The 15,487-nt window shown below is 67.8% G+C and carries 10 protein-coding genes; 4 read left to right on the top strand and 6 right to left on the bottom strand.

The features are described 5' to 3' along the window. Nucleotides 1-21 precede the first annotated feature (21 nt). From ACZ6YV_RS07450 to ACZ6YV_RS07430, 5 genes are all read right to left on the bottom strand, one after another. Nucleotides 22-2,025: an amino acid adenylation domain-containing protein gene (locus tag ACZ6YV_RS07450; protein ID WP_465508828.1), complete on the bottom strand. Its 2,004-nt coding sequence runs from the start codon at nt 2,023-2,025 to the stop codon at nt 22-24. After that, nucleotides 2,018-3,247 carry a cytochrome P450 gene (locus tag ACZ6YV_RS07445; protein ID WP_465508827.1) on the bottom strand — a complete coding sequence of 410 codons (1,230 nt, stop codon included), beginning with the start codon at nt 3,245-3,247 and terminating at the stop codon, nt 2,018-2,020. Before ACZ6YV_RS07445 ends, ACZ6YV_RS07450 begins: the two co-directional genes overlap by 8 nt. After that, nucleotides 3,244-4,392, bottom strand: a complete 1,149-nt coding sequence (locus ACZ6YV_RS07440; RefSeq protein WP_465508826.1) for an LLM class flavin-dependent oxidoreductase — start codon at nt 4,390-4,392, stop codon at nt 3,244-3,246. The genes ACZ6YV_RS07445 and ACZ6YV_RS07440 overlap by 4 nt, the downstream gene beginning before the upstream one ends. A 52-nt stretch (nt 4,393-4,444) precedes the next feature. Next, nucleotides 4,445-4,957, bottom strand: a complete 513-nt coding sequence (locus ACZ6YV_RS07435) for an acyl carrier protein (RefSeq protein WP_465508825.1) — start codon at nt 4,955-4,957, stop codon at nt 4,445-4,447. A 90-nt stretch (nt 4,958-5,047) separates the two neighbouring features. Further along, nucleotides 5,048-6,040, bottom strand: coding sequence for a ParB/RepB/Spo0J family partition protein (locus ACZ6YV_RS07430; protein ID WP_465508824.1), 993 nt, complete (start codon nt 6,038-6,040; stop codon nt 5,048-5,050). A gap of 691 nt (nt 6,041-6,731) precedes the next feature. On the opposite strand from ACZ6YV_RS07430, the gene ACZ6YV_RS07425 reads away from it, so the two are divergent. The 3 genes from ACZ6YV_RS07425 (at nt 6,732) to ACZ6YV_RS07415 (ending at nt 13,151) form a co-directional block, all read left to right on the top strand. After that, entirely contained in the window at nt 6,732-11,435 is a 4,704-nt protein-coding gene (locus ACZ6YV_RS07425) for a DUF6531 domain-containing protein (RefSeq protein WP_465508823.1), read from the top strand. 79 nt (nt 11,436-11,514) lie between these two features. Next, nucleotides 11,515-12,414: a hypothetical protein gene (locus ACZ6YV_RS07420; protein ID WP_465508822.1), complete on the top strand. Its 900-nt coding sequence runs from the start codon at nt 11,515-11,517 to the stop codon at nt 12,412-12,414. Beyond that, nucleotides 12,411-13,151, top strand: a complete 741-nt coding sequence (locus ACZ6YV_RS07415; protein ID WP_465508821.1) for a hypothetical protein — start codon at nt 12,411-12,413, stop codon at nt 13,149-13,151. Before ACZ6YV_RS07420 ends, ACZ6YV_RS07415 begins: the two co-directional genes overlap by 4 nt. A 46-nt stretch (nt 13,152-13,197) precedes the next feature. Here the strand turns inward: ACZ6YV_RS07415 and ACZ6YV_RS07410 are convergent, their stop codons facing one another. Further along, complete coding sequence (locus ACZ6YV_RS07410; protein WP_465508820.1) at nt 13,198-14,757, bottom strand: alpha/beta hydrolase; 1,560 nt, start codon at nt 14,755-14,757, stop codon at nt 13,198-13,200. A 140-nt stretch (nt 14,758-14,897) separates the two neighbouring features. On the opposite strand from ACZ6YV_RS07410, the gene ACZ6YV_RS07405 reads away from it, so the two are divergent. Continuing rightward, complete coding sequence (locus tag ACZ6YV_RS07405) at nt 14,898-15,473, top strand: hypothetical protein (protein ID WP_465508819.1); 576 nt, start codon at nt 14,898-14,900, stop codon at nt 15,471-15,473. Nucleotides 15,474-15,487 lie beyond the last annotated feature (14 nt).

Genomic DNA, 15,487 nt, shown 5'->3' with positions numbered 1-15,487 from the left:
GATTCCTCCTTCGTCCGGGTGTCAGGGCTGTCGAGCGACGAGGACATCGCGGTCTCCACTTCTCGCGGATACCGGCGGCATCGCGGATTCGATCAGTGCTTTTTCGTCGACTTTCCCGTTACGGGTCAACGGGATCTCGTCGACCACGGCCCACAGTGCGGGCAGCGCGTAGCTCTGGAGCTGGGTGGACAGGAACGTGCGCAGCGAAGCGGGATCCGCGTCGGCACCGGGGTGCACGACGACGGCCGCCACGAGCCGGTGGCTTCGGCCCGGTTGCCGGTCGACGACGATCACGGCGTCGCGGACACCGGGGTGCCGCGCGAGGAGGGCGCCGATCTCGTCGGTCTCGATGCGATGGCCGTCGAGTTTGAGCTGCTTGTCCGCACGGCCGAGGAAGAGCACGTCGCCGTTCGGGTCGAGCCGGACGAGATCGCCCGTGCGGTACAGGCGTTCCCCGGTATCCGGCGAGAAGAAGCCGAACCGCTTGTCCGTTTCGGTCTCGTCGCCGAGATAACCGTCGGCCAGCCCCGATCCTGCCGTGTACAGCTCGCCCACCCCGCCTGGCGGGACGAGACGGGCGTTCCGGTCGAGGACGAAGATCCGGGTACCGGCGATCGGCCTCCCGATGGGAAGAGGGCCGGTGATCTCCGCGCTCGTCCGCACGGTGTGCGTGGTGGTGAAAGTGGTGTTCTCGGTGGGCCCGTAGCCGTTCGTGAGCACCATTCCGGGGTACGACCGGAGCACCTGCGCCGCCGCGTCGTGCGGTACGACCTCGCCTCCGCTCAGGAGCCAGCGGAGTCCGGCGAGCGCCTGCGGCCGGGACTTGACGACCAGCCGGAACAGGCTGGCGGTCAGCCAGGCGACCGACACTTCCCGCTCGGTGAAGAACTTTTCGAGCCCCCTCGCCGACGGAAGCCGCCCGGCGAAGACCTCCAGTGTCGCGCCGTTGAGCAGGGTCACCCAGATCTCGTACGTCGACGCGTCGAACGCCAGCGGCGCCATCCGCAGCACGCGGTCACCGGGGCGGGTCCGGAGTGCGGTCGTCCGTGCGAGGCGCGTGACCGCGCGATGCGGGACGACGACGCCTTTCGGTTCGCCGGTGGATCCCGAGGTGAACGCGATGTACGCCGTCCGCCGTGGATCGTCGATGCCGGGAGCGGGCGGCTCGGGGTCCGCGTCGATTTCCGCGTCGGGAAGCCAGGAATCGACGCGGGTGAGCGCACGCAGGACGGGGTGGCCTGCTGTGGCGGCGTCGACCACCGCGGCCGAGGGCGCCAGTTTGCCGATGATCCTCGCCAACCGGGCGTCCGGCGCGTCGTCGTCGAATCCCGCGTAGGCGGCGCCGACCCGGATGATCGCGAGCAGTGCCACGATCTCGCCGACGGACCTCCTGGTCGCGACGAGCACCGTGTCGCCGGGCCGGACCCCGGCACGCCGCAAGACACCGGCGTACTGATCAGCGGCCCACGCGAGCTGCCCGTAGGTCAGCTCGGTGTTCGCGCGCCGGACCGCGATCTCCCTCGGCCGGAGCCGGACCTGTTCCAGGAACAGGGTTTCGATGCCGGACGGCGGAGTGTCTTCGCCGGCCAGCTCGTCGAGGAGCCGGCGGCGTTCCGGCGCGATGCAGCGCACGTCCTCAAGGCGGCTGTCGAAGGAGGCCAGCTCGTACAGCGCGGTGGCGACGTCGGCGACAAACCCGTGCGCGGCGTCCGGCACCTCGGTGACGAAGCGGATCTCGCCGGATCGCAGATCCTCGTGCAGGGAGGCGATCACGAGATCCACAGGCCCGTCTTCGACGACTCCGATCGGATGGACCGACTCCAGGAAGTCACCGACGAGCGCCTGGTCGTCGACCCGGACCCGGATCACCCGTCCCGCGACCGAGATCGCGGGCTCGCTCGCCGCCGTCCACCGGCAGAAGGTCACCGCGAACGCGGCCAGCACCAGCTTCGCGCGGTGGTACTCGGAGGTCTCGGCCGCGAGCTCGGCCGTCAGATCGTAGGGAGCGGCGAGCACATCAGGCATCGGCCTCGCTGCTTCCCGCGCGTTTGCGCTCCAGCCGGACGTGGAGGTGGTCGGGCCGCCGGAAGATGTGGCCCCGCTCCCGCAGCCGCCAGAAACCCTGACGGATGCCGTCGAGCGAACCGCCGAGCCGGACGCCGCCGAACCGGTGCGACAACCGCTCGAACAGCGTGTCGAACTCCGCCAAGGCCAGCTGGATGCCCAGGCAGGTGTGCGGTCCCGCCGAAAACGCCAGCAGCCGCTGGTCCGTGCGGTCCGGGCGCCAGCTGTCCGGGTCTTCGAACGCGTTCTCGTCGCGGCTGGCGCTGCCCAGCGACAGCAGCAGCGCGGACCGGCGCGGGATGTCCACCCCGTGGAGGGTCAGGTCCCTGGTCGCGTACCTGAGGATGGTGTGGCTCGGCGGTTCCCACCGCAGCGTCTCGCGGACCACCTGGGTCCGGTACTCCTGGTCCGCCAAGGTCGACAAGTCGACATCGTGTGCCAAGACGGCGTACATGATCTTGCCGATGGTGGCGACACTCGTCTCGGTGCCGGCCAGCAGGAACAGCGTGGCCGTCCCCAGCATCGACTCGTCGACAGGTTCGCCAGGCGGGAAGACCAGATCCAGGAACGGCATCCGGCCGCCGTCGGCGCGATCGGCGAGCTTGTCCTTCAGGTACTCGATCAGCTCCGCCTTGGCCGTGAGCGCCGAGTCCAGCGAGGTCGCCGGGAACTCGATCGCGCCCGCCAGCGGCAGGACCCGGGGCCGCAGCCAGGCCGCGTCCTCCGGCGGCAACCCGAACAGCCGGGTGACCATCGCGTAGGGCACCCCGACAGCGACCCGCTCCATGAACTCGACGTCGACCTCGTCCTTGGCCCCCATTTCGGCCTCGATCGAGTCGAGGACCTGGTCCACCGCGGGAACGAGGATCTCGGTGCGCAGCCGCTTCACCGAGCCGCCCGCGAACAGCGGCATGAACAGCTTGCGCAGATCGCGGTGCCGCGGCCCGTCGGTGTCCAGCAGCGTGCGGCCGAACAGACGGCGGCTGCTGCGCATCGGGAACCCGCTGCCGACCTGCCGGTCCGACAGCAGTTCCTGCACGTCCTCGAACCGGGTGACCAGGAAGGCGTTGAAGGCCGCCGACCAGTGCACCGGGTCCGATCGCCGGAGTTCCTTGTAGATGTTCCAGGGGTCGGCGAGGAATTCGTCCGAACTGAAGTCGAGACTTACCTTCGTGGGACTCATTTGTCGCCTCCGTTGCCGACCAGTTCGGTGCGGGACTTCAGCTGGCGCGCGGCCTCTTCCGACGTGAGCCGGATGGACTCCGCGGTGCCCTCGTACCCGCCGACGAGGGTGGGTACGATCTCGTGCGCGATCGCCGTCAGCTGATCGAGCGTCGCCCGGTGCGAAACCCACCGGGGGACGAAGAAGTTCAGCGACACCGGGTCGCCGATCCGGTCGATCAGATCGCGGATCCGCTCGGCGCAGGTCGCGGCGTCGCCGACGATGAACCCGCCCGTGTCGACGAGGTTCTGCAACGTCTTGCGGTGCGCGACGGGGGAGTCCGGGATGGGCATGCCCAGGGTGTTCCGGTACAAACCGCGGCGCAGCGCGGAAAAGCCCTCAAGCAGCTCTTCGATCCCCGCAGCGGGGGAGTCGGCGACGTGGACGAAGACGTTGCACCGGATCCGGGTGCTGCCCGCGGACTTGTTCCGGTAGGACTCGACGCGCTCGATCAGCGCGCCGACCGGATCCGGGTCCATGCCGGGCCGGATGGAGCCCCAGGGCGGCGCCACGTGCACGGTCGGGGTCGTCGCGGTGTCGGTCAGGAGCTCGATCCCGGCCGGGCTCAGCGAAGACGCGACGACGGTCTCGATGGCGCCGGGACCCCTCAGCGGCTGGAGCTGAAGCACGGCCTTCTTCACGGTGAACCACGGTGTCGTGGTGTTGACCGTCTCGCCGTTGATGAGCGCCTGCACCGTCCCCAGCGCGGCCCGGAAGTGATCGCGGACGGAGGCCGGATCCACGCCGATCATTTCCATGTCGTGGACGTAGGTCCCGGTCCCGACGCCCAGGATCGCCCGGCCCGCGGTGAGGTGATCGAGCAGCACGATCCGTTCCGCGACATGCAGCGGATGGTGATAGGGAAGCGGGATCACGCCGGTGGCGAACCGGATGCGGCGCGTCTCACGGGCCAGCGCCGCCATCAGCATTTCGGGGGAGCTGAGGGTGCTCCAGCCGCTGGAGTGGTGCTCGCCGAGCCAGAGCTCGTCGAAACCCAGGTCGTCGGCGAGGCCGCACAGTTCGATATCGCGCCGCAGCGACGCGTGGGGGCTGACCGCGGGGTCGTGGAACGGGGGCAGGAAACAGCCGAATGCCTTTGTGCTCATGATGCCGAGAACCCCTTAATCTTTTGTCTGTGGAGGTGATCGCGGTTCGGCCTCAGGCCGTCGGAACCTGTTCCAGCAGGTAGTCGCAGAACTTGTCCACAGTGGTCAGATCTTCGTTCTCTTCGAGGTCGATGAACACGTCGAGCTTCGTTTCGATCTTCTCGATGAGCGCCAGGTATTCGATGGAGCTCATGCCTGTTTCGGGAAACTCGGTGTCCGCCTCGATGGTCTGGTTTTCCAGAACGCCGCCCGCGACCTCGGTCAGGAGCGAAAAGATCTGCTGGCGCAGTTCAGCCCGCGCGTCTACCGCGTTCATGTGTCCCCTTTTGTTTGACCTGCACGGACGATCGCGTGCAGACGAGTTCGGAATGGTGTCTTCGCTTTGAATGTGGCCGTCGGAAAAGTGGATCAGCGGTTTCGGGTGATCCACGCCGGCCGAGCCCCAGGTGCCCGTCAGTGCGGGCGAGTTCGCACTATTCTCACCCGATCCGTCGGCGGTCCGCAACAGTGCGCGTCGCCGGTCTTCCTGATTATTTCGTCGTCGCAGGACGAGAACTTGTTGCACAGCAAGGAAAAAGGGGCTTCCCCCGCGTCACGCGCGAGGAAAGCCCCTTCGGTTCAGGCCCGCCGCTTCCGTACGGCGTCACCTGGTGGTTCAGCGTTTGCGCTTCTGCAGCAGTTCCACGAACTGCCGCCAGTCTTCCGCGCGCGCCCTGGCGAGCTCGGAGATCAGTTCCAGCCGATGCTCGGGGATGTTCCTGGCGACCTGATCCCATTGGTCGCGGTCGTTCAGATGCCCGTCCAGCAAGCGGACCAGGGTCCGCCCGGACTCGGTGTACCGGATGGTGGGATCCGACCGGAGCCGCTCCACCGCCGCCTGGTTGTCGGCGACCTGCGCTGCGCCGAGGTCGCCCGCGTCGGCCTGTCGAGCGCGTGGTCTCGTCGAGGTGCGCGCCGGGCTCCCGCTCCGTGCCGCCGCGGGTGCTGGCGCCTCGCTGTGGCGGTGCCGATGACGCACATCGTGCGCGGTCGCGACGGAAACGCCCGCATTGCGCGCGATTTCACGAATCGAAGCGGTGGGGTTGCTCGTGATCAGCTCGTGCGCGCGACGGCGGCCCTGGGCCGGATCCAGTGCGCGGACGCGGCCGTCCCGGCCGACGTGGGCGTTCGACTGGGGAACTTCCCCAGTCGAACACCGGCGCACCTTGCCGACCGTCTTGTGGGAAAGGCCCGTGACCGCCGCGATGGCGCGATCGGACCACTGCGGGCGGACTTCGAGAATCCGGCGGGCGGCGGTCTTGCGGTCGGCCAGCGAGAGCGGCAGCCCGTGCGCGATGTTCGACTTCACGGCGAGAATAAAGGCGCTCTGCTCGTCCCCGTCGAAGAACTGCGCGGTGATCGCGGTGGCTTTCCTGATCTTGGCCGCCTGCAGCCGATGTAGCCCGTCTATCACCCGCATCGTGGGGCGGTGCACGAGAATGGGTGGCAGCGGGGCGTCTGTTTCGGCGAGCACCAGGACATAGGCGGGATCCACGCCCGCCACCCTCGGCGATTCTTCCGCGGACAGCGCGTCGAGCGCCACCTCGACGACCTCGCCGAGCGGTGGATCCGAGCCGGCCGCGGACCAGTCGCTTTCCCGTCTGGCCACGGGGATCTGGGCGCTATCCGCCTGTTTTTCCTTGTGCCAGTTCAACATCTTCTAGCCCCCAGAGCACTTGGTTCATGTCAAACCTTTTCCAATATTCGATCTAGTGTGTGAACTTGTCAAGGGCCGTGAGTCGTAATCGGGTGTTCCCGCTCGCTGGGGTGTTCGACCGCAGACTCGATGAACTCGAATGCCTCTCCGGCCCGGTCACAGCGGTGTCCAAGGGCTCTTCTTGACGGGAGTGCGCCTTCCGGGCAGCCTGGTCGAAGAGGTGTCGCACACAAGGGATCGCAGACTGGGGGACGAATCGTGCAACGGATCGGCCGGTGAACGACGACAATGTCCATCCTCGGTAAAAGAGTGGTAAAAGAGCGTCGAGTGAAAGTGGCGTGAAGTCACGATCGGAACCGGCGGTTATTCGACATCGCTGCATGCAATTATTCGCACTCGAAAAGAGTTGACAAAAAGCCGTCGCGGCGACGCCCGTCCTTCGCATCCTCCCGCCCGCGCGACCGGCGACGTGAGGGCCGTCACCACCCTGGGAAGCGGTGGTACCGGTCGAAGTGGTCGCACAGGCAAGTGTGGTTGTGCGAATGGGCAAGCCCGGAGCAACCCTTGTAGCTGACTGTCACCGTCGCGATACCTTCGATTCAGCTGTCCGTGTGCTCGGTCAGCTGTGTCGAAGGGGGATCCGGTGAGTAATCCGCTGGTCGCGCCAGTGAAGGATTCGACGACGGCGGTGTCGGGTGTGCCGTTGCTGGAGGGTGCTCTCGACCTGAAGTCGGCGATCGAGAGCGGCGACTGGGCGTCGGTCGCGATGGGCGCGGTCGGGACCGCGCTGGACGCGCTGACAGCGGTGATGGACCCGTTCGGGACGGTGTTCGCGGCCGGTGTGGGCTGGTTGATCGAGCATGTCGGTCCTCTGAAGGAAGCGCTCAACGCGCTGACCGGGAACGCGGACGAGATCGCCGCACAGGCGGAGACCTGGACCAATATCGCCAAGGAGCTCGGGGAAGTCTCGGTCGAGCTGGTGGACCTGGTCGAGAAGGACCTCGGTAGCTGGACAGGCGACGCGGCCGACGCGTACCGGAAGCAGGCGAAGAACACCTCGACACTGATCCAGAGCGCGCAGAAGGGCAGCGAAGGCGCGGGCAGCGGGGTGAAGACCGCGGGAGAGGTCGTCGCCGCGGTCCGGACGCTGGTCCGGGACATCATCGCCGAACTCATCGGACACCTGATCTCCTGGGCGTTGCAGGTGGTGTTCACACTCGGGATCGGGCTGACATGGGTGGTGCCGCAGGTCGTGGCGGCGGTGGCCAAGACCGCGTCGAAGATCGCCGGTCTGACCACGAAGCTGGTGAAGGCGCTCAAGGCGCTGATGCCGTTGCTGAAGAAGGTGGACAATCTGTTCGGCGACGCCTCGAAGGCGTTGAAGAACCTCAAGGGCGGGACGGTCAAACCCTCCGGCAAGCCCAAGGACATCGACACCAAGCCGAGGGGTGGCGACAACACCAGGGGCAATCCGGAGGGCGATGGCTCCACCCACAGCTCCGGCGCCGGTAATGACCACCGCGGCGGTGGCGGCGGAGGCGGGGGCAACAACCACTCCTCCGGCGACAACAACCATCGCGGCGGCGATGGCAACCAGGGTGGCGAAGGCGGCCCCGGCGGCGGATCCCGGGGCGGCCGGGGCCCCGACGAAGGCACCTCGTCCTCGTCGTCGAACAAGCCGGACAATCCCCGTGATCGTTCGGCCGGCCCGGAAAACCGGAACTACCGATCCGATCCGGTGGACGTCGCGACCGGTGAAGTTGTGCTGACCCAGGTCGACCTGGAACTGCCGGGCCCGCTGAAACTGCTGTTCGAACGGACGCATGTCTCCTCGTATCGCGCGGGCCGCCGGTTCGGCCGGACCTGGTCGTCCTTTGTGGACCAACGCCTCGAAGTGGACGACGAACATGTCTGCTACTTCTCGCCGGACGGCAGGATCCTGGTCTACCCGCTGCCCGCCGACGCCCGCCCGGTGCTGCCGGTGGAGGGGCCGCGGTGGCCGCTGTCGCTCGGTCCGGACGGCACCGCCACCGTGACCGATCATCGCCGGGGGCAGATCCTGCGGTTCGCCGCCCGGCGCGGGGCAGTGCTGCCGCTGCGCGCGATCGAAGGCGACGGCCACCGCGTCGACGTCGAGTACGACGAATCCGGTTCTCCCACCGTTCTCCGGCATTCCGCGGGGGTGGCGGTCGGGCTGCGCACCGAACGCGGCAGGGTCACCGAACTGCGTGTCCTCGGCGATCAGGCGGACGCCGACGTCGTGGTGATGAGCTACCGGTACAACGCGTCCGGGCACCTGACCGGGATCGTCAACTCGTCGGGTATCCCCCTCCTGCTCGACTACGACACCGACGGCCGCCTCGCCGGCTGGCAGGATCGCAACGGGGTCTGGTACCGCCACGTCTACGACCGGCACGGTCGCTGCGTGCGCGCCGTCGGCACGGACGGTTTTCTCGACGGCACCTTCGACTACGACCGTGCCCGCCTGGTCACCACGTATACGGATTCCTTGGGGCACCGCACCGTCTTCCAGCTCAACGAGGCGAATCAGACGGTGGCGGAGACCGACCCGCTCGGGCACACCACGACCTTCGAGTGGAACCGGTACGACAGCCTTCTTTCCCGCACCGACGCACTCGGCCACACCACCCGGTACGGCTACGACGACGAGGGCAGGGTCACGAGCGTGACCCGTCCGGACGGCAGCGTCGCGCTGCTCGAACACGACGGCGAAGTGCTGTATTCGATCACGGTGCACGAGGGCGACAGGTCGTTCCGGCGGTTCTACGACGAGTCGGCGCCGGACCCGCTGCGGGAACCCGTCGGTGTCGCCACCCCGATCCGGCTCGACCCGGGCGTGGAACCCGGCGCGACGCGGGACTCCGACGATCGGGATCAGTTCGGCCGCCCGCGCTCGGTCCCCGACGGCACCGGCGTGCGGACTCAGCTCGGCTGGACGGTGAGCGGCCTGCCTGCCCTGCGGATCCGCGCCGGGCGAGACCGCGCGACCTGGCGCTATGACGGTGAAGGCAACGAGATCGAGCACGTCGACGAGCTCGGCCGGGCGGTCCGGAGCGAATACGGGCCGTTCGACCGGCTGACCGCCACGATCGATCCCGCGGGCGGACGCACCACTTACCGCTACGACACCGAACTGCGGCCGGTGTCGGTCACCAATCCGAACGGGCTGACCTGGACCTATCGTTACGACCCGAGGGGCCTGCTGATCGAGCAGACCGACTTCGACGGCCGGACAGGCCGCTACGACTATGACGCGGCAGGCCGGCTGACGCACTCGGTGGATCTTCACGGCCGTAGCACCGAATACCGCTACGACGTCCTCGGCAACCTGATCGAGGTGCACGCTCCCGCCGGGAGCACGTGGTACGCCTACGACCCGGTCGGCGAAGCGGTGCGCGTCGCCTCGGCGGATTCGGTCGTGGAGTTCGAGCGGGACGCCTACGGCCGTGTCGTTCGCGAGACGATCGACGGCCGCGCGGTCACCTTCGGCTACGACGCTGAGCGCAACTCGCTGCGGCGCCGGACCCCTTCCGGCGCCGAGAGCGAATGGTTCTTCGACGTCGAAGACCGGCCGATCTCCCTGCTCGGCGCCGGGCACACCGTCCGGTACGCCTACGACGACGCCGGGCAACCGGCCGGCCGGACGATCGACGACGCGTACCTGTTCCAAGAGACCTTCGGGCCGGATGACCGGCTCGCCACACAGACGCTCTTCACGAACGACGGACCGGGCCGGGCGCGCACGTTCGACTACACCCCGGACGGCCGCCTCGCCGCCACCTCGGACCCGATCGCCGGCCGGACGACCTTCGGCCGTGACGCGCTGGGCCGCCTCACCACGGTGGCCTCCAACGGATTCCGGGAGGACTTCGGCTACGACGCGGCGAGCAACCTGACAGTCGGGACGGTCACCGGTGCGTGGGCTGCCGAGGCGGAGGCGGGGCCTCGGTTCTACGAACGCAATACGATCAAGGCGGCGGGCGCGGTCACCTACGAACACGATCCGCTGGGGCGCCGGGTGCTGCGCCGGGAAGCACACCCGTCCGGCGAACGGATCTGGCGCTACGTCTGGGACGCGGCCGACCGGCTGATCGGTGTCGCGACACCCGACGGCGGCCGCTGGCGATACCGCTACGACCCGCTCGGCCGCCGGATCGCCAAACACCGGCTCGGTCAGGACGGCGGCGTCGCCGAGTCGGTGGAGTTCGCCTGGGACGGCGACATCCTGATCGAGCAGGTGCGCACCGCCCCCGACGGCACTCGCCACGTCATCACGTGGGATCGCCATCCGGACAGCGGTGAACCGGTGACCCAGCGGGAACGCGGGCCAGGCGGGGAAAGTTTCCATTCGGTGGTGAACGACGCCGTCGGCACCCCGCTCGAACTGCTCGACGCCGACGGGGAAATGGCGTGGTACGGGCGAAGGACCGTGTGGGGCAGGCATCTGCCGTCCGCGGGCGAGAAGACGCGTACCCCGCTCCGGTTCCCCGGGCAGTACGCCGACGACGAGACCGGCCTGCACTACAACGTGCACCGCTACTACGACCCGGCGACCGCGCGGTACCTCAGCCAGGATCCGCTCGGCCTGGAAGCGGGGCCGAACCCGGTCGCCTACCCGGGGGATCCCTACGCGACGTCGGATCCGCTCGGGCTGATGGACTGCGGCGGCACCGGCTCGGGCGGGGCACCGGGAAAACCCGGCGGTGGCCACAACGCGGGGAACACCGGCGGCAGCGCCAAGAAGCCGAAGCCCCCGGTGCCGGATCGCACCAAGAAGCCGAACTATCAGCCGCAGCCCAAACCCGAACCGAAGCCCGAACCGAAACCGAAGCCCCCGGTCCCGGACCGCACCAAGAAACCGAACTACCCGCCGCAGCCGAAGCCTCAGCCGAACAACAAGATGCCGACCAAGGACGACTTCGTCGCGCCGCCGACACCGGAGAAGTACCGGCGCTTCAACGTTCAGGGCAAATACACCTTCACGCCGGACCCGCAGAAGATCCCGGGAAGCGGGTACAACGACATCCTTCCGATGCAGAACAAGGTCAGTACGTCGATCGTCAACGAGAAGATCAACGTCTGGAAGACCAACGGCGAGATGAACACGCCGGTCAAGGTTCCCGTCTACTACCCGCCGAACAACCCGAACCAGCTGTCGCTCATCGGCGACAGACACCACACCCTCGTCGCCGCCATGCAAAGCGGGCGGCCCATCGAACTGAACCTCGTCAAACCACCCGGCGGGGTCGGCATGGCCAACCCGCGCAAGAACTGGAACGACACCGTTTGGGACGATTTCAAACAGGGCGAGGCATGGCGGCTGTGAGCCGGCCGCCCGCCCCGGTGTAACGGCTCGGGCACCACCGTCGACTTGTCACCAGGATCGACGGTGGTGGGGAGGGCGTGTGGCCGGCAGGAAACCCGCGAGACGTCGTAAGAAGGCATCGAAGTCGCGGCAACCCGGCCGCCTGAGCAAGGCCATGAAAAGCCCGCTGGCCGCCGTCACGAGTTTGGCGGTCGCCGGCGCGAGTCTGGCCGTGGCGGTGACCGGACCGGCTCCCGAGCTCTTCAAGAGCGAGACCAAACCCGCCAGTCTCACCATGGAGCCGATCAACAAACGGGGTGTCACCGAGTACGTTCTTCCGCTGGACGCGCGCCTCGAGGAGATGCCGGCCGGAGTCAACGGCTACTGCTCCGAGGCGGTGACCGAGTGGCTTCGCAAGACCGGCAAAGAAGTTCCCCCGTATCAGCGGGTGTCCCTCCGGAACACCGCGCAGGACGGTGCGATGCTCGCGGTCAGCAACGTGCGAGCCGCGGACCTGCGCCGGTACGATCCTCAGCCGGTCATCCGATTCGTGTGTCCCGACGGCGGCAACGCGGATACGGCGGTCCTCCACCTGAAGCTCGACCAAGATCCTCAAGCACAACAGGTCGACAGCGACTCCCGCGGTACGAAGCCGTTCGCCTTCAACCTGGCGCCGGGCGAACAAGGGAACATCGAGCTGCATCTGCTCGGCGACCTCGGGCACAGCTACTCGGGCCGGATCGTCGCCGATGTTGCCACCGGCGATCAGATCGAGACTGTTTTCTTGCCACTAAACGGAAACCGTGACGGGTTCGACAGGGTGAGCGCCGGGAAATTCGCGCGCCTCGCGGTTTCGCCGAGTATGCGGCAGGGGACCTTCTCGTGCTCGACATCGCCGCCGGGCACGGTGATCGACGAATCGTCGGGCAACTCCAGAACCAGCGATTGCGCTCCCGGCGGTATCCGGGCGCTGATCGCGGAAATCGCGAGAACACCATGAACGTCCGGGCTTTGTGGATCGTCGCGATCGTGGTTCTGCTCGCGGCGGCCGGGATCTTCGTGTTCAGATCGCTGAGCGGCGAGGGACCGGCGACCACCGGGGTGCGAACCTCGGCGCCACTCATGACCTCTGTGCCGGCCAGCACCTCCGGCGCGCATTTCGTCGACCCGCAACCACGAACTCCGACGACGGTCGTGAATGTCGTGGCCGTGACCAGCTCCGGCGATCCCGCGCCAGGCTATACGGTCACAGAAGATTCGCAAGACGTCGAAATCACCGGCTGCTTCGCCTCGCGTGCTTCCGTTTCCCCGGGTGTGATCCGCTGCGGCTCGACGGCCGCGAGCGCGGATGTCTGCTGGACCACAGCCAACAGCCCCACTTTGCTCTGCGGGACCGCGCCTTGGGAAAAGTCCCTCAGGCGGTTGAAGACCTCGGACAAGGTCGACACCATCGCCGCGGAGCCGGAACCCTTGCCGTGGGGGTTGGAGCTGGCCAACGGTGCGCGGTGTCAGCTGCGCAACGGCGGATCGTGGCCGGGACGCGCCGACGACTACGTCGGCTACTACGACTGCGGAAGCGAGTCGCTCTACGTTGTGGGCAAACAGGATGACGGGCCCGTCCAGAGGTCGGCCCCCGTGTGGACCGCGCTGGTCGGAGGCCTCAGCGCGGACAACGCCGAGTTCCCTCCGCCGACCAAGGTCAGAATCGTCACCGCGTACTTCGCCGCACGGGCCTGACGACAGCTGACCCGCCCCGGCGGGAACCGGGGCGGGTCAGCGGGTGTCACGAGTGCCGCGAAACGACGGCCGGCCGCGCGGCCACCGCGGTTCCCGCCGTCGGCACCGGCAGGGGATGCGGCGCGATGTCGACGTCACCATTCGGGAGCAGGCCGTCGACGAGGTAGTCCTTGCCGATCCGCTGGGCCTCCCGGTTGACCATCGCCGGGTGGCTGCCGAACACGCAGTGGGTGCCCGCGCCGCGTTCGGTCACCAACACCGAACCGGGCAGCTGCCGGTGCATCGCGACCGTGTTCGCGTACGGCGTCGCGGAGTCTCCTTCGACGCCGAAGACCAGGATCGGCGGCAGGTTCCTCCCCGACGGCACGATCCGCTGCTCATGCACCGGCCAGTTGGCGCACGCGGACGGGATCGACACGTTGTACCAGGCGAAATCGCTGGTCTTGGCCAGCTCGCCGAAGTCGCGTTCGATCTTCGTCCGGTCCGTCGGAGCGTCGGAGTCGACGCAGGCGATCGAGATCATTCCCGCGATGAAGCTCTCGCCCGCCGCGCCACCCGACGGGGTCGCCCAGTCCAGGACGGCGCGATCGTCGCCGCGCAGCACGTAGTCGGCCATCGCCTTCGCGAGCGGCTCCCAGTAAAGCTCGTGGGAGAGGTTGGCGATGTAGACGTCCAACAGCTCCACCGCGCCGACGTTCTTCGACGGCCCGCGTGGCGCCTTCCGGAAGTCGCCGAGCAGCTTCTGCCAGGCCGCGTTCACCTCGTCGTGGGTCTTGCCGAGGTGGAACACGTTGTCGTACTGGGCGATCCAGCTCAGGTAGGCATGTTCGCGGGCGACTCCCGCGGCGACCTGGCCGGTCGAATTCCCGTACCACATCTGCGGTTCCACCGGGTTCATCGAGCTGTCGAGGACCATCCGGTCGACCCGGTTCGGATACTGCTCGGCGTACGCGCTGCCGAGATAGGTGCCGTAGGAATAGCCCAGGTAGCTGATCTTTTCCTCGCCGAGCAGCGTACGCACGTGGTCCATGTCCCGGATCACGTTGCGGCTGCCGGTGTACTTCAGCTTTTCGCCGTTCTTCTCCGCGCACGAGCGGGCGAAGGCCTTCCAACGTTCCCAGCTCTTGTCCCGTTCTTCGGGCCGGTCCGGGTCGGGCTGAAGCCGGCGCCAGTAGTCCTCGCCGACACAGCTGAGCGGCTGGCTGTGGCCGGTGCCGCGGGAATCGAGACCGACGATGTCGTAGGCGTCCAGCACTTCCTTGGGCAGCCGGGTGTACCCGGTCGCGTCCGGAAGGGACAGTTTGCCCGCCTGCAGCACCGCGGACCCCGCCGGGCCGCCGGGGTTGACGTACAGAACGCCACGTCGTTTCGCCGGGTCGGTGGCGGCGTGTTTCGAGACGAGCACGTCCATCCGCGCGCCGAACGGCCGCGAATAGTCGAGCGGGACGTTGACCTTCGCGCATTTCAACGCCGGGTACGCCTGGGCGACATCCGCCGGGCAGGCCCCGAAGTCGAGCTGTGAATCGGCATGCGCCGGTGTACTGACGGCCGCCGCGGTGCTCATCGTGAGCAGCGCGGACAGGCCGATGGTGAGGAATTTCCTCATTCGAACCCCCAGTTCGATCGGACCTGGGGAATGTAGCGACAACACCGGCGTCCCGTCCGGGAATTGACCAAAGATCGAACCGACCTGGGCGACCCGGGTGGAGAAAATCTCCATCCGGTGGCACTGGCTACGGTGTGCCGGTGATCCTTCCCGATGAGTTCCGTGAGTTCGCGGTCGCCGCGGCAGGCGCCAGCGGCGCCTTGATAGGTCTGCTGTTCGTCGCGCTTTCGGTGTTCCCGGAACGCATCTGGAAAGCGGCGACGCACGTCGAATACCACGCCCGCGCGTCGGCCGCGTTGCTGCTGTTCCTGGATACGCTGCTGTTGTCGCTGGCGCTGCTGATCCCGGGGGTGTCCGCCGGGTGGTGGGCCCTCGCGGTGGCCGTGACGATGACGGCTTTCGCGGCGGCGATCGCCCGCTCGATCATTACCGCCGCCCGCCGGGGCACCGGGAAGTGGAGCTCCCTGACCCTGGTCCTGGTGCTGCTCGTCATCGTGGGTTTCGAAGTCCGAGCCGGCGTCGAGCTGGTCCGGAACGGCGACGTCACGGACGGGCTCCAGACACTGTGCTACCTGATGGTGGCCAATCTCGGTGTCGGCATCGCCCGCGCCTGGCAGCTGATGAACATGCGCTCGATCGGCCTCCTGTCGTCCTTGTTCTCCCTCGTGCACGCGGACAGGGCGGCCGAAGAGGAGACGAACTCGCCGCGAGAGTGATCGAGCGGGACGAT

This window comes from Amycolatopsis sp. NPDC102522 (assembly GCF_055584485.1).
Note: the sequence above shows the minus strand (reverse complement) of the source record. Positions and strands in the feature narration are given on the sequence as shown.